Source organism: Yoonia sp. (assembly GCF_036770585.1).
Taxonomy (GTDB): Bacteria; Pseudomonadota; Alphaproteobacteria; order Rhodobacterales; family Rhodobacteraceae; genus Yoonia.
Genome location: NZ_DAIPIW010000007.1, coordinates 18,865 through 39,316, shown reverse-complemented (window position 1 = coordinate 39,316; position 20,452 = coordinate 18,865). Strand labels below are relative to the sequence as shown.

Annotated in this window: 18 protein-coding genes; 10 read left to right on the top strand and 8 right to left on the bottom strand. The window is 64.2% G+C overall.

Features of this window, described 5'->3' with window-relative positions; translation table 11 throughout:
- Positions 1-18 precede the first annotated feature (18 nt).
- From V7N12_RS02735 to V7N12_RS02695, 9 genes are all read left to right on the top strand, one after another.
- Positions 19-324, top strand: coding sequence for a UxaA family hydrolase (locus tag V7N12_RS02735; RefSeq protein ID WP_333712530.1), 306 nt, complete (start codon positions 19-21; stop codon positions 322-324).
- Positions 325-391: 67 nt separating this feature from the next.
- Positions 392-1,570: a UxaA family hydrolase gene (locus V7N12_RS02730; protein WP_333712528.1), complete on the top strand. Its 1,179-nt coding sequence runs from the start codon at positions 392-394 to the stop codon at positions 1,568-1,570.
- 63 nt (positions 1,571-1,633) lie between these two features.
- On the top strand, positions 1,634-2,641 hold the full coding sequence (locus tag V7N12_RS02725) for an Ldh family oxidoreductase (RefSeq protein WP_333712526.1): 1,008 nt from the start codon (positions 1,634-1,636) through the stop codon (positions 2,639-2,641).
- A gap of 35 nt (positions 2,642-2,676) precedes the next feature.
- On the top strand, positions 2,677-3,705 hold the full coding sequence (locus V7N12_RS02720; protein ID WP_333712524.1) for a YeiH family protein: 1,029 nt from the start codon (positions 2,677-2,679) through the stop codon (positions 3,703-3,705).
- A 19-nt stretch (positions 3,706-3,724) separates the two neighbouring features.
- Positions 3,725-4,135: a universal stress protein gene (locus V7N12_RS02715; RefSeq protein ID WP_333712523.1), complete on the top strand. Its 411-nt coding sequence runs from the start codon at positions 3,725-3,727 to the stop codon at positions 4,133-4,135.
- A 121-nt stretch (positions 4,136-4,256) separates the two neighbouring features.
- Positions 4,257-5,243, top strand: a complete 987-nt coding sequence (locus V7N12_RS02710; RefSeq protein WP_333712522.1) for a hypothetical protein — start codon at positions 4,257-4,259, stop codon at positions 5,241-5,243.
- A gap of 224 nt (positions 5,244-5,467) precedes the next feature.
- Positions 5,468-6,760, top strand: a complete 1,293-nt coding sequence (locus V7N12_RS02705; RefSeq protein ID WP_333712520.1) for an O-acetylhomoserine aminocarboxypropyltransferase/cysteine synthase family protein — start codon at positions 5,468-5,470, stop codon at positions 6,758-6,760.
- A 109-nt stretch (positions 6,761-6,869) separates the two neighbouring features.
- A complete protein-coding gene (locus V7N12_RS02700; RefSeq protein ID WP_333712517.1) occupies positions 6,870-9,299 on the top strand; it encodes a hypothetical protein in 2,430 nt (809 codons plus the stop codon).
- 107 nt (positions 9,300-9,406) lie between these two features.
- Positions 9,407-11,296 (top strand): cation:proton antiporter domain-containing protein, encoded by a 1,890-nt coding sequence (locus V7N12_RS02695; RefSeq protein WP_333712516.1) that lies wholly within the window; start codon positions 9,407-9,409, stop codon positions 11,294-11,296.
- Here V7N12_RS02695 and cobT read toward each other — a convergent pair.
- Positions 11,293-12,303: a nicotinate-nucleotide--dimethylbenzimidazole phosphoribosyltransferase gene (gene cobT / locus V7N12_RS02690; protein ID WP_333712515.1), complete on the bottom strand. Its 1,011-nt coding sequence runs from the start codon at positions 12,301-12,303 to the stop codon at positions 11,293-11,295. The two genes, V7N12_RS02695 and cobT, sit on opposite strands and share 4 nt — an antisense overlap.
- Positions 12,304-12,376: 73 nt before the next feature.
- Between cobT and V7N12_RS02685 the strand changes: the two genes are divergently transcribed.
- On the top strand, positions 12,377-13,141 hold the full coding sequence (locus tag V7N12_RS02685) for an adenosylcobinamide-GDP ribazoletransferase (protein ID WP_333712514.1): 765 nt from the start codon (positions 12,377-12,379) through the stop codon (positions 13,139-13,141).
- Here V7N12_RS02685 and V7N12_RS02680 read toward each other — a convergent pair.
- The 7 genes from V7N12_RS02680 to rpiA all read right to left on the bottom strand — a co-directional run bounded on the left by V7N12_RS02680 (position 13,138) and on the right by rpiA (position 20,379).
- On the bottom strand, positions 13,138-13,866 hold the full coding sequence (locus tag V7N12_RS02680; RefSeq protein ID WP_333712513.1) for a VCBS repeat-containing protein: 729 nt from the start codon (positions 13,864-13,866) through the stop codon (positions 13,138-13,140). The genes V7N12_RS02685 and V7N12_RS02680 overlap by 4 nt on opposite strands.
- Entirely contained in the window at positions 13,863-14,186 is a 324-nt protein-coding gene (locus V7N12_RS02675; protein WP_333712511.1) for a 2Fe-2S iron-sulfur cluster-binding protein, read from the bottom strand. The genes V7N12_RS02680 and V7N12_RS02675 overlap by 4 nt, the downstream gene beginning before the upstream one ends.
- 135 nt (positions 14,187-14,321) lie before the next feature.
- Complete coding sequence (locus tag V7N12_RS02670) at positions 14,322-15,695, bottom strand: Do family serine endopeptidase (RefSeq protein ID WP_333712565.1); 1,374 nt, start codon at positions 15,693-15,695, stop codon at positions 14,322-14,324.
- A 306-nt stretch (positions 15,696-16,001) separates the two neighbouring features.
- Positions 16,002-16,889 carry a protease modulator HflC gene (hflC, locus tag V7N12_RS02665; RefSeq protein ID WP_333712510.1) on the bottom strand — a complete coding sequence of 296 codons (888 nt, stop codon included), beginning with the start codon at positions 16,887-16,889 and terminating at the stop codon, positions 16,002-16,004.
- Positions 16,889-18,037: an FtsH protease activity modulator HflK gene (gene hflK / locus V7N12_RS02660; protein ID WP_333712508.1), complete on the bottom strand. Its 1,149-nt coding sequence runs from the start codon at positions 18,035-18,037 to the stop codon at positions 16,889-16,891. Before hflK ends, hflC begins: the two co-directional genes overlap by 1 nt.
- Positions 18,038-18,115: 78 nt before the next feature.
- Entirely contained in the window at positions 18,116-19,552 is a 1,437-nt protein-coding gene (locus V7N12_RS02655) for an FAD-dependent oxidoreductase (protein ID WP_333712507.1), read from the bottom strand.
- Positions 19,553-19,590: 38 nt separating this feature from the next.
- Positions 19,591-20,379: a ribose-5-phosphate isomerase RpiA gene (rpiA, locus tag V7N12_RS02650; RefSeq protein ID WP_333712506.1), complete on the bottom strand. Its 789-nt coding sequence runs from the start codon at positions 20,377-20,379 to the stop codon at positions 19,591-19,593.
- Positions 20,380-20,452 lie beyond the last annotated feature (73 nt).

The window sequence follows — 20,452 nt, the reverse complement described above, 5'->3', positions numbered from 1 at the left end:
GTGACACCGGAGATAGTCATGTCAAATCCCGCACCCAACGAGATCCCGCACCTGCTGGTCCATGAAGAGGCCGACAATGTCGGCGTCGTCGTGGTCGAAGGCCTGACCGCCGGCACGGATATGCTGTGCTGCATCACCCACGACAACTCAACCTTCCGCCTGACCGCCGAAGCCGATGTGCCGATCGGGCACAAGATCGCGTTGAAGGACCTCAAGGCCGGCGATACCGCGATCAAATATGGCGAGGATATCGGCAAGATCATCGCGGATATCCCCAAAGGGCAGCACGTCCACACCCACAACTGCAAGACAAAGCGCTGGTAAGCCGCACCTCAGGAAACATCGCGGACGCGGATCGGAACGCCGCCCGCTCAACATAAGGATTTCGGACATGTCGAAATATTCCAACATCACCTTCAAGGGTTTCCGCCGCGAGAACGGCCGCGTCGGTGTGCGCAATCACGTGCTGATCCTGCCCGTGGATGACATCTCGAACGCGGCCTGCGAAGCGGTCGCCAACAACGTCAAGGGCACCCTTGCGATCCCCCACGCCTATGGCCGCCTGCAATTCGGCGAGGACCTCGAACTGCACTTCCGCACGATGATCGGCACGGGGTCCAACCCCAACGTGCACTCGGTTGTCGTGATCGGCATCGAGCCCGGCTGGACCAAGCGTATCGCCGACGGCATCCGCAAGACCGGCAAGGAAGTGGCCGAGTTCTCGATCGAGCAGAAGGGCGACTTCGAGACGATCCGCGCGGCGTCCTGGGCGGCCAAGGATTTCGTGCACAAGGCGACCGAAGTGCAGCGCGAGGAATGCGCGATCAGCGAGCTTTGGGTGTCGACCAAATGCGGCGAGTCCGACACGACCACCGGTCTTGGGTCCTGCCCGACCGTCGGCAACATGTATGACAAGCTGCTGCCCGAGGGCATCACCGGCTTCTTCGGCGAAACCTCCGAGATCACCGGCGCGGAACACATCTGCCAGAAGCGCGCGATCAACAAGGAAGTGGGCGAGCGCTGGTACAAGATGTGGAAGGCCTATCAGGACGACGTGATCTTCGCGCACCAGACCGACGATCTGTCCGACAGCCAGCCCACCAAGGGCAACATCGAAGGCGGACTGACCACGATCGAGGAAAAGGCGCTGGGCAACCTTGAAAAGATCGGCCGCACCTCGCAGTTCATCGACATTCTGGAACCGGCGGAAATGCCGGGTTCGGGCAATGGTCTCTATTTCATGGACTCGTCCTCGGCTGCTGCCGAATGCGTGACGCTGATGGCGGCGGGCGGTGCGGTGATCCACACCTTCCCCACCGGTCAGGGCAATGTCGTGGGCAACCCGATCGTGCCGGTCATCAAGATCACCGCGAACCCGCGCACCGTGCGCACCATGGGCGAGCATGTGGATGTTGATGTCTCGGGCATCCTGCGCCGCGAGCAGACCATCGACGAGGCGGGTGACGCCCTGATCGAGATGATCCGCCGCACCGCCAACGGACGCAACACTGCCGCCGAGGCACTGGGCCATCGTGAATTCTCGATGACCAAGCTCTACCGCAGCGCCTGATCCACGGGTAAGGGTGCCCTGATTGCAGAACGGGGCACCCCCATTTTCCCGAGGATGACGCGCATGGCCGATACGATTAACCTTTCCATTCCCGAGGCCACGTCGCTGTTGACGCAGGCCTTTTGCGCTGTCGGCGTGCCGGATGCCGCAGCGGCGAGCGTGGCGCGCGCCCTCGTCGCGGCCGAGGCCGAGGGTCAAGTCGGCCACGGCTTTTCGCGGCTGGCCGATTACGCGGCACAGGTGCAAAGCGGCAAGATCGCGGCGAAGGCCGATGTGACCGCCAGCAAGCGCGGGCCTGCGTCGCTTTTCGTGGATGCCGCCGAAGGCTTTGCCTATCCGGCGCTCGATCTGGCCTTCGAGGCCGGTGTCCCGCTGGCCCGTGAAATGGGCATCGCGTTGATTGCCATCGGCAATTCGCATCACTGCGGGGCGCTGTCGCTTCAGGTCGAACGCTATGCCAAGGCCGGACTTCTGGCCATCATGGTCGCCAATGCGCCCAAATCCATCGCCCCATGGGGCGCGCGCGAGCCGGTCTTCGGCACCAATCCCATCGCCTTTGCCACACCCGCCGAGGGTCGCGCGCCGCTGGTGATCGACCTGTCGCTCTCGAAGGTCGCGCGCGGCAAGGTCATGGCCGCAAAGAAGGCCGGACGCCCGATCCCGCCGAACTGGGCGCTGGACGTCGCAGGCAATCCGACCACCGATGCCGAAGCGGCGCTGAAAGGCACGATGATCCCCATCGGCGAGGCCAAGGGAACCGCACTTGCGCTGATGGTCGAGATCCTCTCGGCGGCGCTGACGGGCAGCGCCTTCAGCCGCGAGGCGGGATCCTTCTTCGATGCCGATGGCCCTGCCCCGCGCGTCGGCCAGACCCTGATCGTGATCGACCCCGGCGGCCAGTCGGACTATGGGCGTAAGGTGGCGGACCTGATGGCGGTGATCTCGGGGCTGGAGGGCGCCCGCCTGCCGGGCGACCGCAGGCGCGCGGCGATTGCCCGTTCCCATGCGGAAGGCATAGACGTGCCGGCGGTCTTTGTGGATCAGGCCCGCCGGTTGGCCAAGGTGCCATAGGTGGCGCGGGTCGGGGACATGGGTAGGGACAGGATGTGACAGGCAGCGTCAATTTCACGGGCTGGACCAACCGCACACGGGCCTTGCTGCCCGGGATGACGGTTGCCGTGGTGGTCGCACTGGCCAGCCAGTTCATCTCCGATCACTACGGCGCCCCGGCGATGCTGCTGGCGCTTCTCTTCGGGATCAGCCTGAATTTTCTGGCGGACCATCCTTACTGCGGCGCGGGTATCGCCTTCGGGGCCAAGACCCTGCTGCGCGTCGGCGTTGCCCTTTTGGGGTTGCGGATCAGCTTCGAGATGGTGGGCGCATTGGGCTGGCCGACCGTTGCCTTGGTCATCGCGATGGTGCCGGCCACCATCGCCTTCGGGCTGGCCGCCTCGCGGTTCTTCGGGTTTCGCTACCGCTTTGCCTTCCTGTCGGCAGGGGCCGTGGCGATCTGCGGCGCGTCGGCTGCCCTTGCGATTGCGGCGATCCTGCCGAAGGACGAGCGGTCCGAGGACCGGCTGGTCTTCACGGTAGTCGGCGTCACGATCCTGTCGACCCTCGCGATGATCGTCTATCCGGTCCTGAGCCGCGCGCTTGGGTTCGATGACGTGACCGCAGGCATCTATCTGGGCGCGACCATTCACGATGTCGCACAGGTCGTCGGGGCGGGGTTCTCGATCTCGCCCGAAGCGGGGGAAACCGCCACGCTGGTCAAGCTGCTGCGAGTCGCGATGCTGGCGCCGGTGGTGATCGTTGCGGTGATCGTGCTGCGGTCGACCGTCCGGGCCGAACCGGGGCAGGACAGGCCGCCGCTGATCCCTGTCTTCGTGCTGGGCTTCATCGCGCTGGCCACGCTCAATTCGACGGTCGCACTTCCCTTGGGCCTGCTCGCATTCGCGGCGGACACCTCGGGCTGGTTGCTGCTGACTGCCATCGCTGCGGTCGGTCTCAAGACGCGCCCGGCCGATATTCTGAAGGTCGGCGGCCCGGCTGCGGCGCTGCTTTTGGCCGAGACGCTCTTTCTGGCGGGGACCGTCGCCCTTGCCCTGACCTATCTGCCCATCGTGGCGCCCTGACCCCAAAAAGGAGATCGCAATGCCCAAGTCCATTCTCATCCCCGTCTCGCTGGATCACGAACCGCTTGTGCCCGCCAAGATCGCCATGGCGCGGCAACTACTGGAACCCGGGGGTGTCATCACGCTGTTGACCGTGCTGGAGGCGATCCCCGGCTATGCGGCCGAATTCGTGACCGTGAAATCGGAAAACCACCTGACGGCCAAGGTCACGGCCGGCCTTGAACAGCTTGCCGATGGTGCGCCCGATATCACCTGCAGGGTCACGACCGGACGCGCGGGTGTGCGCATTGTCGAAGTCGCCAGTGAAATCGGCGCGGACCTGATCATCGTCGGGGCGCATCATCCGAAAGCCGTCGATTACTTCATGGGCTCGACCGCCGCGCGGGTGGCAAGGCGTGCGGGCTGCTCGGTCCTGATCCAGCGGGTCTGACGCCGGGCGATGCGGCGAAAGGCAGGACACCCGGCGCAGGCCTTCACAAGCGCCGCGCAATTGCATGCGGATGCCGAAATCTCTAAGCGTGACGGCGTCCGGTCCCTGCAAGGCAAGTTCGATGTCGCACCGCCACCCCAATATCATGATCGTCGGTCAGGCGGGGCGGCTGGCCTATGAGGCCTTGCTCTTTGCGGTCTCGCTGCGGGCATCATCGCCGGATTACCAGGGGCGGCTGATCGTCGTGGAACCGCAACCCGGGCCGCTATGGGACCATGATCCGCGTCTGCCCGCGCCGGTGGCCGAGGCCCTGCTGGCGCAGGGTGCCGAAATCCTGCCGTTCGAGAGCGTGCATTTCGGCCAATCCTACCCGCATGGCAACAAGATCGAGGGCCTGAAGGTCATGCCGGCGGGCGAACCTTTCGTCTTTTTCGACAGCGATACGCTGATCACCGGCGATCTGGGCAAGGTGCGGTTCGACTTTGACCGGCCCGCCGCCTCGATGCGGCGCGGGCCGACCTGGCCCGTGGAAGAGCTTTACTGGCCCGGTTATACCGCGATCTGGGCTTCGCTTTACGCCCGTTTCGGGCTGGATTTCGAAAGCTCGCTCGACCTGTCACAGCCGGACGAATACTGGGAGAGGTATCTCTATTTCAATGCGGGCTGGTTTTTCGGGGCCGATCCTGCGGCTTTCGGCGCCCGTTTCACCGCATATGCGACGTCGATCCGCAACGATCCGCCGCCCGAACTGGTGATCCAGCCGCTTGATCCCTGGCTGGATCAGGTGGCCCTGCCCTTGGTCATCCACAGCTTCGGCGGCGGACGCCCCGGGCCTGCGCTGGCTGGGCTTGATGGCGATGTCTCGTTCCATTACCGCTATCTGCCGCTGCTCTATGTCCATGGCAGCGACGCCACGATCGCCTTTCTCGAGCAGGTCATCGCGCCCAACAAGATCAAGAAGTTGATGAAGCTGCACCCGCCGTTCAAACGCCTTGTCTATCAGGGACGCGGTGCCAAGGTGCGGGCGCTCTTCGATCTGAAAAACCTTCCCCGCAGGGAAGGTGCGATCCGCAACAGGATCAAGTCCGCCGGGCTTTGGGAGCGCTAGCAGAGGGGCGCTGCCCCTCGCGGCCTGCGGCCGCTCACCCCGGAGTGTCCTGGGAGAAAGAAGCAGAAGGGACGGCCTTTCCCGGTTTGGCCGAAATATCGGAACGCGCGCGGGCAAGCGGGCGGCGGGACCGGTGGCTTTGTTCTCTTTTCCAACCAGCCGTTGAGTGGCCCTGCGATTGCGCCTAAACCTTTGTGCGACAGGTTCGAAAAGGGAGATCCAAAATGACCGATGGTCCGAACTACGGCTTCGATACGTTGCAGATTCACGCCGGAGCGCGGCCTGATCCTGCGACCGGCGCACGGCAGGTGCCGATCTACCAGACCACAGCCTATGTGTTCCGCGATGCCGAGCACGCGGCGGCTTTGTTCAATCTGCAGGAAGTGGGCTATATCTATTCCCGCCTGACCAACCCCACGGTTGCAGCCTTGCAGGAACGGATCGCCACGCTTGAGGGCGGTGTCGGCGGGGTCTGCTGTTCTTCGGGCCATGCGGCACAGATCATGGCGCTGTTCCCGCTGATGCAGCCGGGGCGGAATATCGTCGCCTCGAACCGTCTTTATGGCGGCACGGTCACGCAGTTCAGCCAGACGATCAAACGCTTCGGCTGGTCGGCGACCTTCGTCGACATGGATGATCCCGCAGCCGTCAAGGCCGCCATCGATGATGACACCCGTGCCATCTTCTGCGAGGCCATCGCCAACCCCGGCGGGCATATCACCGATCTGCCGGTGATCGCCGCCATCGCCGATGACGCAGGGATTCCGCTGATCGTGGACAATACCTCGGCCACGCCTTATCTGGTCCGCCCGATCGCACACGGCGCGACGCTGGTGGTCCATTCGACCACGAAGTATCTGACCGGCAACGGCACCGTCACCGGCGGCTGCATCGTCGACAGCGGCAAGTTCGACTGGGCGGCGAGTGACAAATTCCCCAGCCTCAGCCAGCCGGAGCCTGCCTATCACGGGTTGAAATTCGCCGAGACCTTCGGCCCGCTGGCATTCACCTTCCACGGGATCGCCATCGGTCTGCGTGATCTTGGCATGACGATGAACCCGCAGGCGGCGCATTACACGCTGATGGGGATCGAGACCCTGTCGCTGCGCATGGAGCGCCATGTCGCGAACGCGATGAAGATCGCCAAGTGGCTGGAGAATGATCCGCGCGTCGATTACGTGACCTATGCGGGTCTCGACAGCTCGCCCTATGCGCATCTGGTGCCCAAGATCTGCCCGCGCGGTGCCGGGGCCCTGTTCACGGTGGCGGTGAAGGGTGGTTATGACGCCTGCGTCAAGCTGGTCGATAGTCTGGAAATCTTCAGCCATGTGGCCAACCTCGGCGACACGCGCAGCCTGATCATCCATTCCGCCTCGACCACCCACCGCCAGTTGACGGCGGACCAGCAAGTGGCAGCGGGGGCCGGGCCGGGTATCGTCCGCCTGTCCATCGGGATCGAGGATGCGGACGATCTGATCGCCGACCTTGATCAGGCCCTTGCAAAAGCGACAGCCTGACGAAAATGATACCCGCCGCGGCCTTGGCCTTGGCGGGTTTCTGCTTTAGCATACCAGATGTGGGGGCAAATGCGTTTTGCCCGAAAATCGAATGTGCTAGACGCATCCAATGGCAGCCGACTTCGCGCTTTCTCTTTCAATCGACGGGATCGACCTTTTGCACCAGTCCGCAAAGGGCTGGCGCAAGCTTGGCCATGTCGATATCGGCAGCGCCTCGCTCGATGCCGATCTGGCAGAGCTGCGCGCCAAAGCCGACGCGCTGGCGCCCGAGGCTTTTGCCACAAGGCTTGTGATCCCGCATGAGCAGATCAAGTTCCTGACGCTTGAGAAAGCCGATGCCACGGTGGCCGATGTCCATGCAGCGCTTGACGGGGCGACCCCATACAGCCTGTTCGATCTTGTGGTCGACCATGTGTCGGCGGGTGGCAAAACCCATATCGCCGCCGTCGCGCGCGAGACTTTGGACGAGGCCGAGAGTTTCGCCGATGGCCATGGCTTCCGGCCTGTGGCCTTCGTGGCTGTCCCGCAACCCGATACCTTTCTGCAAGAGGTCTGGTTCGGCCCGACGTCGGTCATGACGGACCTTTTGGGTGAGGGGGCCGAGGTGATCCGCGGGAGCATCCCGATTGTTCCGACGGGGACCCGGCTGAAGCTGCAGCCTCTGGCGGTCGCAACCGATCCGGAAGGTGCAGAGGACCGAGCGGCGGCAACTGCCGAGGCGGGCGTGGCCGAGGATGAGGCACCTTTCGTCGATGTGGCGGAACCCGAAGAGACCGCATCCGTCGCGCCGCACGACACGGGCGCGCGAACCGACGAAGGCGCTGATCCGGCGCCCGTCGCGACCGAAGCGCCCCGGATCGCCCCCGTCACCCCTGTCTACTACGATCCTGTCATCGCCGAGGTGCATGCCCGCCCTTCCCCGCGACAAAAGCCCGTCACTGCGGCGCCCGTAGCCACTGCGTCCCCTGCCAAGGTGGCGACTGCGCTGGGGGCGGCCCCGGCGCGGAGGCCATTGCCAGCCGAACGGCGCGGGCCCGGCCTACGGATTGCCGCGGGACTGGGTCTTCTTGCGCTGATCGGCGCTGGCATCTTTGCCGCGACCAGCCGCGAGGACAGCACCGCCCCCACACCGGCGCCCATCGTGGCCGAAGCCGCGCCGGAACCGCTTGAAGCCGGCCCCGTCATCGGCGCACCAGAGGTCGCGGGCTTCGCGCCCGTCGCCGTCGCAGATGACCCCGGACTGGACCTCGACATCGCGGACCGCCCGACCGGCACTGAAACGCCACCCGCTCTGGAACTGTCCGGGGCCGAATCCTTGCCGCGCCTGCCGCTGGCACCGCCACTGGCTGTCAGCGAAGACGCCAGCGGCGGCAGCGAAATCGCGAGGCGCCTTCCGACACCGGACGAGGCGCAGGACTTCTACGAGGCCACGGGCGTCTGGTTGCGCGCGCCGCGCTTTTTCGATGAACCCCGCGGGACGCCTGCGCCCGGTTTTGCGCCCCCCATGGCAGAGCCGGGCTATCAGCCGACCGCCCTTGCGCCTGAACTGACCCTGACTGCGGAACCGGAGATCGTCTTCGGCGCGCCGGTCAGTCCGCCACCCTCCGAGGCGGCCTTCGCCTTCGACGCACGCGGGTTCGTCGTTGCAACCCCTGAAGGGGCGGTCACGCCCGAAGGGGCCGTGGTCTTTGCCGGACTGCCCGATATTCCTTTCACGCCCCGACCCGAACTCAGCGCGGATGATCTTGCGCGCATGGCCCTTTTCGCCCCGGCCCCCGAAGGCGTCGTCATTGCGGAAGGGACACCCGCCGTCGCGCCGCAAGAGCGCCCTGCCGACCTTGTGCCAGAGGACCTCGCCGCAGCGGCCCCCGCCGCAAATGCCCCGACGCCCGGCAGCGTGGGACTGGCGGGGCTGGAGCTGGACAACAGCGGGTCTGTCTTTCTTGACCCGCTTGTGGTCGAGCAGGCCGGGGCCGATTCGATCCGCCCGCGCCTGCGCCCGCAGTTGATCACCCCCGAGACCGGCGCGGCTGATGACGATGCGCCACCGTCAGAGCTTTCAGAGATCCTCGAAGGTGTGGTTGCGGCTGATGCGACCTTGCGGTTCGACAGCAGCACCGCACTTGCGGTCGCCAATTCGGTCAGGCCCGCGACGCGGCCATCCGGTCTTGCCCAGGCCGCCGACGCGCTTTTGGCCGAGCGGGCGACGGCGCGGCTTGTCGCTGCCGCAACCGAGATCGAGGATGAAGCACCTGAAAGCGCGACACTTGCGATCCCGCAGAACAACCAGCCTGTCCCCGGCGGGGTGGCCCGCGCGGCCACGATGGAAGACGCCATCCGCCTGCGCGAGATCAACCTGATCGGTGTCTACGGACGCACGAGCGAGCCGCGCGCGCTGGTGCGTCTTAGCAACGGACGCTTTGTGCGCGTCGAGATCGGCAGCGAGCTGGACGGCGGGCAAGTCGTTGCGATCGGCGATGACATGCTGAACTATGTCAAGCGCGGCCGGACCTATGTGATCACCCTTCCCGAAAGCTAGGGCAGTCTGCGATTGCGCAGCGTAGGGGCCCTTTGCGCCCTTTCCATCCTTCGGGCGGTCGCTAGACTGCGCGCAGCCGGTCCTTTCGCAAAAAGTCGCTTTCTCTGATGGACACGTTTCTGTTTCAGGCCACGATCTATCTCGGCGCGGCGGTCATTGCCGTGCCGCTGGCCGCGCGGCTGGGGCTGGGGTCGGTTCTGGGTTATCTGCTGGCTGGTGTCATCATCGGACCTCTGACCGGTCTCGTCGGCAGCGAAACCCGGGACCTGCAACACTTCGCGGAATTCGGCGTCGTGATGATGCTGTTCCTGATCGGGCTGGAACTGGACCCGCGCGCCCTTTGGAACATGCGGCACCGTCTGGTGGGACTGGGCGGCCTGCAGATCATGGTCACGCTTGTCGTGATCAGCTTTGGTGCGCGCGTTCTGGGTTTCGGCTGGGGCACCTCGGTCGCCATCGGGATGGTCTTTGCCCTTTCGTCCACCGCCATCGTCCTGCAGACCCTTAGCGAAAAGGGGTTGATGCAGACCAGCGGCGGGCGGGCCACCTTCTCGGTCCTGCTGGCGCAGGATATCGCGGTGATCCCGATGCTGGCCGCCCTGCCGCTCTTGGCTGTTGCATCCGTGGTCACGCTCGCGCCCGACGGGTCGATGTCCGACGCCGCCGTGGCACATGGCGAGGACCATCTCGCGAGCCTGAGCCTTGTCGAGGGGCTGCCCGGTTGGGGTGTGACCCTTGTGACACTGGGTGCTGTGGCGGCGGTCATCCTTGCCGGCGTGTTTCTGACCCGGCCGGTGTTTCGCTACATCCATCAGGCGCACCTGCGCGAGATGTATACCGCGCTGGCCCTGTTGATGGTCGTCGCCATCGCGGTGCTGATGCAGATGGTGGGCTTGTCCCCGGCCCTTGGCACCTTTCTGGCCGGCGTGGTCCTTGCCAACTCGGAATTCCGGCACGAGCTGGAAAGCGACCTCGAACCCTTCAAGGGGCTTCTGCTGGGGCTATTCTTCATTACCGTCGGCGCGGGCATCAACTTTGACCTTCTGTGGACGGATCCGACCGGCATTCTGGCCCTGACGGTCACCATCATGGCGATCAAGGGCGTCATCCTATTCGCGCTGGCGACCCTGTTCAAACTGCACCGCAAGGACCGCTGGCTGTTTACGCTTGGTCTGGCGCAGGCGGGCGAGTTCGGCTTTGTGCTGATTTCATTCTCGCTGCAGCAAGGCGTGATGACCGATGCCTTGGGCGGGCGCCTGCTGCTGGTCATCGCCCTGTCGATGCTGATCACCCCGCTGCTTTTCATTGCCTACGAAATGATCCAGCGCCGCATGACAGAGGGCGAGCAGGCCGAACCCGATGAGGTCAACGAACAGGGCAAGGTGATCATCGCAGGCATCGGCCGCTTCGGGCAGATCGTGAACCGGCTGGTGCGCAGCGCGGGTTTCGAGACGGTCGTCGTCGACAATGATCTGGCCACGGTCCAGATGATGCGCAAATTCGGGTATCGCGGCTTTTTCGGTGACCCGACGCGACCGGACCTGCTGAAGGCGGCGGGGCTGGATGATGCCAAGGTGTTGGTCGTGGCCATCGACGACAAGGTGAATGCCGTGAAACTGGTGCGTTATGCCCGCAAGGCCCGCCCCGGTCTGCATATCATCGCCCGCGCGCGGGACCGTGTGCATGTGCATGAACTCTACGATGCCGGCGCCGATGACATCGTCCGCGAGATGTTCGACAGCTCGCTTCGCGCGGGGCGCTATGCGCTGGAGAACCTCGGGCTGACGGAATTCGAGGCCGCCGAGATCGAACAGGCCTTTTACCATCACGACCGTGCCGCCCTGCGCGAATTGGCCAAGCTGTGGAAGCCGGGGGTGCCGGTGACCGACCTGCCCGACTATGTCGCGCGGGCACGCGAGCTCAATTCATCGCTGGAAACCGAACTGCTGGCCCGCGCGCAAAAGGCCGAAGGCAAGCGCAAGACGGCCGAGGACTAGCCGCCGCTGACGCCCGCTTCGGCAAAGGTCGCCATGCCGGAATGGCAGGCAATCGCCCCTTTCAGCACATTGACTGCCAAGGCCGCGCCCGACCCTTCGCCAAGGCGCAGGCCAAGGTTCAGCAAGGGTTCTTTGCCCAATGCCGCCAGCAACCGCCCGTGCGCACCTTCGGCGCTGAGATGCCCTGCAAGCGCGTGATCAAGGGCACCGGCGACCGACCGTTCCAGCGTCGCCGCTGCGGCACAGCAGATGAAACCGTCAAGGATCACCGGAATCCGGTGATGTCGCGCCGCCGCAATCGCGCCCGCCATCGCGGCAAGCTCGCGCCCGCCAAGGCAGCGCAGCGCCGCGAGCGGATCATCTGTGGCGTGACGGGCAAGGCCGCGGGCCACGACCTCGGTCTTGCGGGCAAGCCCCGCGTCATCGACACCCGTCCCGCGCCCCGTCCAATCTTCGGCCCTGCCGCCCAGCACAGCCGCGGCGACTGCGGCCGCCGAGGTGGTATTGCCGATCCCCATCTCGCCGGTCACCAGCAGGTCGGCCTCTGGATCGACCGCGGCCCAGCCGGTTTGCAGGGCGGCGACGCATTCCGTCTCGGTCATCGCGGGGGCGATGGTGAAATCCGCCGTCGGCGTGTCGAGGTCAAGCGCATAGACATCCATTTTCGCGCCGATGGCTTTCGACAGTTGGTTGATCGCCGCGCCGCCGTGCTGGAAGTTTGCGACCATCTGGACCGTGACCTCGGGCGGGAAGGCCGAGACCCCCTGCGCGCAGACCCCGTGGTTGCCGGCAAAGACGATCACCTGCGGGTTTTCAAGCACCGGGCGCGGATTGCCGCGCCAGCCTGCATACCAGATCGCAAGGTCTTCCAGACGCCCCAAAGCGCCCGGTGGTTTGGTCAGTTGCCCGTTGCGATCCCGCGCACCGGCAAGCGCTGCCGCATCCGGTGCGGGGGCCTCTGCCAGCAGGTCTCGGAACGTTGACAGGGTGGAAAATGGCGCTTGCATCGGAACCTCGCTGCGGTCAGTCTTTCTCTCTGTTTAACGTTTGATCCGACGGTGAAAAGGCCCAAAGGACCCCATGCCAGACAAAGACGACACCCGCCTGATCGCCCCCGTCGATCTTTACGCGGCCTTGGGGCTTTTGACCCGCGTTCCGGTCAGGGTCGACGCGGGCGCAGCCGTATCGCGGGGGGCGGGGTCGGCGTGGGCCTATCCGCTTGTGGGTGCGATGCTGGGCTTTGTGGGGGCGGTGCTGGTGTCGGTCCTTGTCAGCCTCGGCCTGACCGCAGGTGTCGTGGCGGGGCTGCTGCTGGCGTTCGGGATCATCGTCACGGGAGCCATGCACGAGGACGGACTGGCCGATAGCGCCGATGGCCTGTGGGGCGGATGGGAAAGATCCCGCCGGTTGGAGATCATGAAGGACAGCCATATCGGGGTTTACGGCGTCTGCGCGGTTGGCCTGTCGCTGGTGCTGCGGTGGGCCACGCTGGTGGTGGTGGTCGAGATGGGGGCCTATTGGGCGGTGCTGATCGCTGTCGGCGCGCTGAGCCGTGCGGCCATGGTGGTGGTGATGGCGTCACTGCCCAATGCGCGCGGCGATGGCCTCAGCCGGTCGGTGGGCAGACCCGCGGCACGGACCATGTGGCTTGGTGTGGCCATAGCGGTGGCCTTTGCACTGGTGTCGGGCCTGCCGGAAAGCATCGCGATTGCAGCTTTCGCGACCCTTGCCTGCGCGCTGATCGCGAAGGCCAAGATCGGCGGGCAGACGGGTGATATCCTGGGTGCCACGCAACAGGTGACCGAGATTGTTCTGCTGGCCGCGGTTGTCGCCAGCATCACCTAATTGACAACATCACAAGCCAGCGCGGCGGCAAAGCTGCTTCGGTCGCGATGCGGGCCGATGGCGCGCGTCTGAAGCTGGCCGTCCGACAGTCTGGTGGCCATCACTTGGGTCCAATCGGCATTCGCGGTGATCATCTCGGGCCCCTGCCCGCAATCGCGGATGCCGCCGCCGATGTCCGCCTCGCCGATGCGGTGGTTGGTCAGGCCGGGCAGGTCCGCGACAGGGGTCAGCCGACCCTTCGCGTAGCGCAAGACGCGCAAGGTCCTGGCCAGATGCGGGCGGTCGATATAGGCGATCTCGACCGCGCCGTCGCCGTCAAGATCGGCCGCACCGATCACGGCAAGCCAGCGGAACCTTGTGCCGATCGCCGGACTTTCCGCGACGAGCGCAATGGTGGTGCCGTCAGGTGCATCCGGCTGCGCGACCTCGCCCCAGATCCGTATCGCCGCACCTGTGTCAAAATACGAGATGACCGTGATCACCTCGGGCGCGCCGTCACCGTCAAGATCGACAAGTCGTGGTGCGGTATCTTCATAAACCCCGCCTATCGCGGCTGTCGCCAAAAGACGCCGGCCGTCGATCTCGAACTCAAGCCCGGCATATTCCCCGCCGGGCACCACCCCGTGACCGTAGACATCCGTCGGCAGAACATACCGCGCGGCCGTGATGTCGGCATTGGCGGGCGCTGCCAGAACAGAGGCCGCCAAGACCAGATATCGGATCAAATCTGCTTTTCCGGCATCTGCACGCGCAGACCATCCAGCGCATCCGAGACCTTGAGCTGGCAGGTCAGGCGGGATTTGACCGGATCAGGCTCAAACGCGAAGTCCAGCATATCTTCTTCCATCGGGTCCTTGGCGGGCAGCTTTTCGACCCATGCATCATCGACGTAGACATGGCACGTCGAACAGGCGCAGGCACCGCCGCAGTCGGCCTCGATGCCCGGGATACCGTTGTCACGGGCCCCCTCCATCACGGTCAGACCATTGGCGACCTCGACAACGTGCTCTTTGCCGCCGAATTCAACGTAAGTAATTTTGGCCATGTTTCGCTTTGTCCTTATACGAACCTTAAGTTTCGTCCCTAGTTAGTGCAGCGCGCCAAGCCCTGCCACCCCGAAATGAAACGGGCGGACCCTGCGGTCCGCCCATTGCGTTGTTCATGCCGTCAGTCGCGGCGACTATTCAAGCGACAGCGCGACGAAGCGCGGGTCGCCGCCGCGGCGGACCAGCATCAGGATCGACCTGCGGCCCGCTTCTGTCGCTGCGGTGATCTGAGCCTCGAGATCGGCCACGGTCGCGACCGCGCGCTGGCCGGCCTCGGTGATCACGTCACCCTCGATCAGCCCCTTCGACGCGGCGTCCGAGTCCGGTGCAATCGCGATGATGACCAAGCCTTCGTCGGATGTCAGCGAGAACTGGTCGGCAAGCTCGGGGGTGATTTCCGACAGCGTCAGGCCAAGCACGTCCGACTGTTCAGGCTCTTGCGGTTCGGTCGAGGCGGGGAAGGCCACGGCCTCTTCGGTTTCGCGGCGGCCCAGGATCACCGTCAGATCGGTCATGTCGCCGTTGCGCAGCACCTCGACCGGGACTTCCTTGCCGACGGGCGAATTGCCGACGATGCGGACCAGTTCGCGGGTATCCTCGATCTCGATCCCGTCGAAGGTCAGGATCACGTCACCGGCGACCATGCCCGCATTCTCGGCAGGGCCGGGCGGCACGTCGGTGACCAGTGCACCACGGGCCATCTCAAGTCCCTCGATCGCATCGACCATATCGGGGGTGACGTCCTGAATGCGGACACCCAGCCAGCCACGGCGGGTTTCACCGAATTCGATCAACTGGTCGACCACATTGGTCACCACCGCCGAGGACATGGCAAAGCCGATCCCGATGGACCCGCCGGTCGGCGACAGGATCGCGGTGTTCACGCCGATCACCTCGCCATCCATGTTGAAGAGCGGGCCGCCCGAGTTGCCACGGTTGATCGCGGCGTCGGTCTGGATGTAGTCGTCATAAGTCCCCGACAGGGCGCGGTTGCGGGCCGAGACGATACCGGCGGAAACAGAGAACCCCTGCCCCAGCGGGTTGCCCATGGCCATCACCCAGTCACCCACGCGCGAGCCGGGGCCGTTGCTGTCACCGAATTCGACAAACGGCAGACCCTCAAGATCGACCTTGAGCACGGCGATATCGGTATTGGGGTCTGTCCCGACCAGTTGGGCAGGCACCCCTGGTTCACCGCCGGGATAGAATTCGATCAGGATTTCGTCCGCGCCTTCGATGACGTGGTTGTTGGTGACGATAAAGCCGTCCTCGGAAATCACGAAGCCGGAGCCAAGGGCCGACGACCGGCGGCTGCCCTCACCCGGTCCTCGGTCAAGGTCGTCGAAGAAATCCTCGAACGGGGACCCTTCGGGCACCAGACCCCGGGGGCCGGTGCGACCCGCGATGGTAGTGCTGGTGGTGATGTTGACCACGGCCGGGCTGACCCTTTCGGCCAGATCGGCGAATGTGGATGGCCGCGCCTGCGCTGTTGCGGTTGCAACCTGCATGATCAAGAGCGCCAATGCCGTCAGCAGCGTCAGGAAAAGCCCGTAGGCCACCCGTTGCCTGCTGTGATTTTCTCGTTGAACTGCGATTGCCTGAGACTTCACTGTTCAATCTCCTTTGTCTGAGGTGGGGTGAAATACCCACCCCGGGTGTTGTCTGATCATTGATCTAGGGCGCGCCAAGTGCAACGCAAACTTGTTACATACACTCTCAAGAGGACGTGAATATCGGCAGGGCACCCCGAAAACGAAAAGAAGGGGCCGACGTTGCCGTCGGCCCCTGTCTCGTGGTTCTGTTCTTGGCCAGATTTACTGGCCTACGGATGCTGCCGCACCGGTATCGGACTTCAGGTAGTTGAAGAACGCGCTGTTCGGTGACAGCACCATCGTCGAATTGCCCGGCGTCAGCGACCGCTGGTAGGCGGTCATCGAGCGGTAGAATTCGAAGAACTCGCGATCGCGCCCAAAGGCCTGTGCAAAGATCTGGTTCCGCTCGGCGTCAGCCTCACCCTGGATGATCTGGCTTTCGCGTTCGGCCTCGGAGACCAGCTCGACAACGGTACGGTCGGCTTGCGCGCGGATCCGCTGGGCCGCCTCGTTACCACGGGCGATTTCGTCGGCGGCTTCGCGTTCGCGTTCCGCTTTCATCCGCTCGTAGGTGGCGTTCAGGTTGGTCTGCGGCAAGTCCGTCCGCTTGAGGCGCACGTCGATGACCTGCAAACCCAGCGCTTCGGCTTCGGCGATGGCATTGTTCCGGATGCGCAGCATCAGCGCGGCACGGTCGATCGACAGGATATCATTGGACGTCACCGAACCCAGCACCTGACGGGTCTGGGCCCGCAGGATGCTGTCCAGACGGCGGGCCGCATCTGCCTCGCCGCCGACACCGACAGCGCGGCGGAACTGCTCGACATCCGCGATCCGGTAGCGCGCAAAGGCATCGACGACCAGACGACGGTCGTCCGATGGCGTGACTTCGATCGGATCGAGGTCGCGGCTCAGGATGCGGTCGTCATAGCGCACAACCTCCTGGATGAACGGAATCTTGAAGCCGAGGCCCGGTTGTTCCTGCACCTTCACGATCTGGCCGAACTGAAGCACAAGTGCTTTCTGACGCTCGTCGACGATAAAGACCGACGACAAGGCGGTGAACACAACAACCGCGAGTGCGGGCAAAAGAAATGCTGACTTACGCATTAGTTGGTCCCTCCGGCCGGCGTGCGGCGCAGTTCATTGAGCGGCAGGTAAGGCACGACGCCTTGGCCGCCACCCTGCCCCTCGTCAAGCAGGATGATGTCGACGCCACCAAGGACGCCTTCCATCGTTTCAAGAAAGATCCGCTTGCGCGTCACTTCGGGGGCTTGCTGATATTCCTCGAGAACGGCAAGGAAACGGCTCGCCTCACCGGTCGCTTCGTTGACGACGCGGGCGCGGTAGGCTTCTGCCTGCTCAAGGATTTGCGCCGCTTCACCGCGGGCTTGTGCCACGACCTGATTGGCATAGGCATCAGCCACGTTCTGCACCCGGTCCCGCTCCTGCCGTGCATCCTGCACCGCGCGGAATGCGGCAATAACAGGTTGCGGTGGGTCGGCGCGGTCAAAGTTGACACGGATGATGTTGACGCCCGAGTTGTAACTGTCGAGCGTTGCCTGAATGGCCAACTGCAGCGAGTCGGCAATGACGCCCCGGTCACGGTTCAGGATGGGCGCCAACTGCGACTGCGATATGATCTCGCGCATGGCGGATTCCGCAACAGCAGCAATCGTCTGCGGCGGATCTGCCAGATTGAACAGATAGTCCTGCGGATCGATGATGTTCCAGACCACCTGGAATTCGATGTCGACGATATTCTCGTCGCCGGTCAGCATCAGGCCCGACTCTGCATCCGCGCGACCCCCAACACCGACGTCAATGGTTCTTTCGGTCGAGACGCCGAGGATTTCGCGGGAAATGACAGGCCATGGTGCAAAGTTCAGACCCGCATCCGTAGTTCTGTAATACTCGCCCAGAAAGAGTTCGACCGCGCGTTCTTCCGGACGCACCGTGTAGAAAGATGAAAAGAGCCAGAGCGCGATGGCTGCAAGCACGCCCAGACCGATCGTCCCGCGTGTCAGCTGGGGACCCTCGCCCCCGCCGCCAGTGCCGCCAGTCCGGCCCTGACCGCCGCCGCCGCCCATCAGGACGCGCAATTGCTCGCGCCCCTTGTTCACCAGATCGTCGATCTCGGGGATGTTTGGCCTATCGTCATTGGGTCTGCGACCGCCGCCGCCACGATTGTCGTCGTTGCCGCCGCCCGAGCCTCTGTTTCCGCCACCCCCCCAGGGGCCACCGTTGTTTCCTGCCATGTTCCTCTGAGCTTCCTTACTAATTCGTTCGGCCGTGTCCGACCGTCCCTACGCCATGTGTGCCTTGATGGTCCGAATTCAAGCTGTTCGCACCGGTTCCTTCATCGTCACCAATTCTTCCGCCATCGTGGGATGAACCGCAACCGTCCGGTCGAATTCTTCCTTGGTTGCGCCCATTTTCACCGCAATGCCCGCAAGCTGGATCATTTCGCCGGCGTGATCTGCGACGATATGACAGCCCAGCACCTTGCGGCTTTCCCTGCTGACGACGAGTTTCATCAAGACCCGGTCCTCGCGGCCTGCAAAGGCGTGGTTCATCGGTTTGAAAGAGGTGCAATAGACCTCGATCGGTTCGAGATCGCGGGCCTGTTCCTCGGTCAGGCCGATGGTGCCAAGTTCGGGCTGGGTGAAGACAGCCGAGGGGATCAGGTCGTGATCGACCGGCGTCGGATTGCCCTTGAAGACGGTTTCGACGAAGGCCATTGCTTCGCGGATGGCGACCGGGGTCAGTTGCACGCGGTTCGTCACATCACCGATCGCATAGACAGAAGGCACGTTGGTCTGGCTGTATTCGTCGACGATGATCTCGCCGCGGCGGCCCACCTTCACGCCCGCAGCGTCGAGCCCGAGATCTTCGGTATTGGGTGTGCGGCCCGTCGCAAAGAGGACTTGATCGTAGATCCTTGTCGTGCCGTTCGTGGCCTTGACCCAGATCCCGTCCGTTTGCGCACCTTTTGCGACGCCGACAGGCTGTCCCTCTTCGACGGGTGCTGCCATGTTCTCGCCGCGCAGGTCCGCGTCGGTCGCGGCGCGCATCTCGATGATATTGGTGCCCAGATGCAGGTCGACACCCTTGGCGCGCATCCCTTCGGCGACAAGGCCACGGGCCTCGTCATCGAAACCGCGCAGGATCTGCGCGCCGCGATAGAACTGCGTGACGTCGACGCCCAAGCCGTTGAGGATTCCGGCGAATTCAGACGCGATGTAGCCGCCGCCCACGATCAGGATCGATTTCGGCATCGCGTCCAGCAGAAAGATCTCGTTCGAGGTGATGCCAAGCTCGGCCCCGGGCATTTCGGGCACCACAGGCCGGCCGCCGGTTGCGACAAGGATGTGCTTTGCGGTCAGTTCCTCGCCCGTCGAAAGAACAACGGTATGCGGGTCCTTCAGCCGCGCGCGGGCATCGAAGATCTGCACATCCGAGCCTTCCAGCAAACGGCGATAGATCCCCTCCAGCCGGTCGAGTTCCTTGTGCAGTCGATCCCGGAAGCGCGGCCAGTGGAAATCACCTTCCTGCACGTCCCAGCCATAGGCGCGGGCATCGTCGAACATCTCGGCATAGCCCGAGGCGAAGACCATCAGCTTCTTGGGCACGCAGCCCCGGATGACGCAGGTGCCGCCCATGCGGTATTCCTCGGCCAGGGCGACCCTGGCCCCTGTCGCCGCCGCAACGCGCGCTGCGCGGACGCCGCCGGAGCCGCCCCCGATCACGAAGAGGTCGTAGTCAAAAGTCATGCAGATTGCTCCGATTTCGCGGACGCCGCTGGCGTCGGTTAGTCTTCGATATCCATGAAGATGTTGTCGTCGTCACGCACGTCGTAATGGTGGATCTCGGCGCTGTTGTTGGTGAAGTCGCGCACGGTCACTTTTCCGTCACCATGCCCGACGATGACCGTGTCGCAGATATCGATGAACAGCCCGTTTTCGATAACGCCGGGGATCTGGTTCAGCATGAAGCTGATCCGGCGCGGATCGCCGATGTGTTTGAGATGCAGATCGAGGATATAGTTGCCCTCGTCCGTCACGAAGGGGGTGTCACCCTCCATCCGCAAGACCGCCTCGCGGCCAAGGACGTCCATCCCGATCAGCATTTCCTGGATCAGCCCGCCCGTAATCGCCGCGCCGAAAGGCACCACCTCGACCGGCAGCGGGAAGGCCCCCAGTTGCGCCACGCGCTTGCTGGCATCGGCGATGACCATCATCCTGTCGCTGGCTGTCGCGACGATCTTTTCGCGCAAGAGCGCCCCGCCGCCGCCCTTGATCAGGGCCAGCGTCTCGTCGAACTCGTCCGTGCCGTCCACGGTCAGGTCAAGCCATCGCGCCTCTTCCAGTGAGACGACCTTCAGACCGACCTGTCGGGCAAGCGATGCCGTTTCGTCTGACGTCGCCACACAGGTCAGTTTCAGCCCGTCGTCGCGGACCATCTCGCCAAGGCAGGTCACGAACCATGCAGCGGTCGAGCCCGTCCCAAGCCCCAGCTTCATACCGTTTTCGACATATTCGGTGGCCTGTTTGGCCGCGACGAATTTCGCCTTGTCGATGGGGGTCAGTTCGCTGCCCATGCTACGCTCCGCACTAATCGTGGTGACTATAAACGCGATGGCCCGAAGGTGCGAGGCCAGAATCAGCGGACCA

Coding starts and splice junctions, on each gene's coding strand:
- V7N12_RS02735 (WP_333712530.1), top strand. CDS start 19: ATGTCAAATCCCGCACCCAACGAGATCCCGCACCTGCTGGTCCATGAA.
- V7N12_RS02730 (WP_333712528.1), top strand. CDS start 392: ATGTCGAAATATTCCAACATCACCTTCAAGGGTTTCCGCCGCGAGAAC.
- V7N12_RS02725 (WP_333712526.1), top strand. CDS start 1,634: ATGGCCGATACGATTAACCTTTCCATTCCCGAGGCCACGTCGCTGTTG.
- V7N12_RS02715 (WP_333712523.1), top strand. CDS start 3,725: ATGCCCAAGTCCATTCTCATCCCCGTCTCGCTGGATCACGAACCGCTT.
- V7N12_RS02710 (WP_333712522.1), top strand. CDS start 4,257: ATGTCGCACCGCCACCCCAATATCATGATCGTCGGTCAGGCGGGGCGG.
- V7N12_RS02705 (WP_333712520.1), top strand. CDS start 5,468: ATGACCGATGGTCCGAACTACGGCTTCGATACGTTGCAGATTCACGCC.
- V7N12_RS02700 (WP_333712517.1), top strand. CDS start 6,870: ATGGCAGCCGACTTCGCGCTTTCTCTTTCAATCGACGGGATCGACCTT.
- V7N12_RS02695 (WP_333712516.1), top strand. CDS start 9,407: ATGGACACGTTTCTGTTTCAGGCCACGATCTATCTCGGCGCGGCGGTC.
- cobT (WP_333712515.1), bottom strand. CDS start 12,303: ATGCAAGCGCCATTTTCCACCCTGTCAACGTTCCGAGACCTGCTGGCA.
- V7N12_RS02685 (WP_333712514.1), top strand. CDS start 12,377: ATGCCAGACAAAGACGACACCCGCCTGATCGCCCCCGTCGATCTTTAC.
- V7N12_RS02675 (WP_333712511.1), bottom strand. CDS start 14,186: ATGGCCAAAATTACTTACGTTGAATTCGGCGGCAAAGAGCACGTTGTC.
- V7N12_RS02670 (WP_333712565.1), bottom strand. CDS start 15,695: ATGCAGGTTGCAACCGCAACAGCGCAGGCGCGGCCATCCACATTCGCC.
- hflC (WP_333712510.1), bottom strand. CDS start 16,889: ATGCGTAAGTCAGCATTTCTTTTGCCCGCACTCGCGGTTGTTGTGTTC.
- hflK (WP_333712508.1), bottom strand. CDS start 18,037: ATGGCAGGAAACAACGGTGGCCCCTGGGGGGGTGGCGGAAACAGAGGC.
- V7N12_RS02655 (WP_333712507.1), bottom strand. CDS start 19,552: ATGACTTTTGACTACGACCTCTTCGTGATCGGGGGCGGCTCCGGCGGC.
- rpiA (WP_333712506.1), bottom strand. CDS start 20,379: ATGGGCAGCGAACTGACCCCCATCGACAAGGCGAAATTCGTCGCGGCC.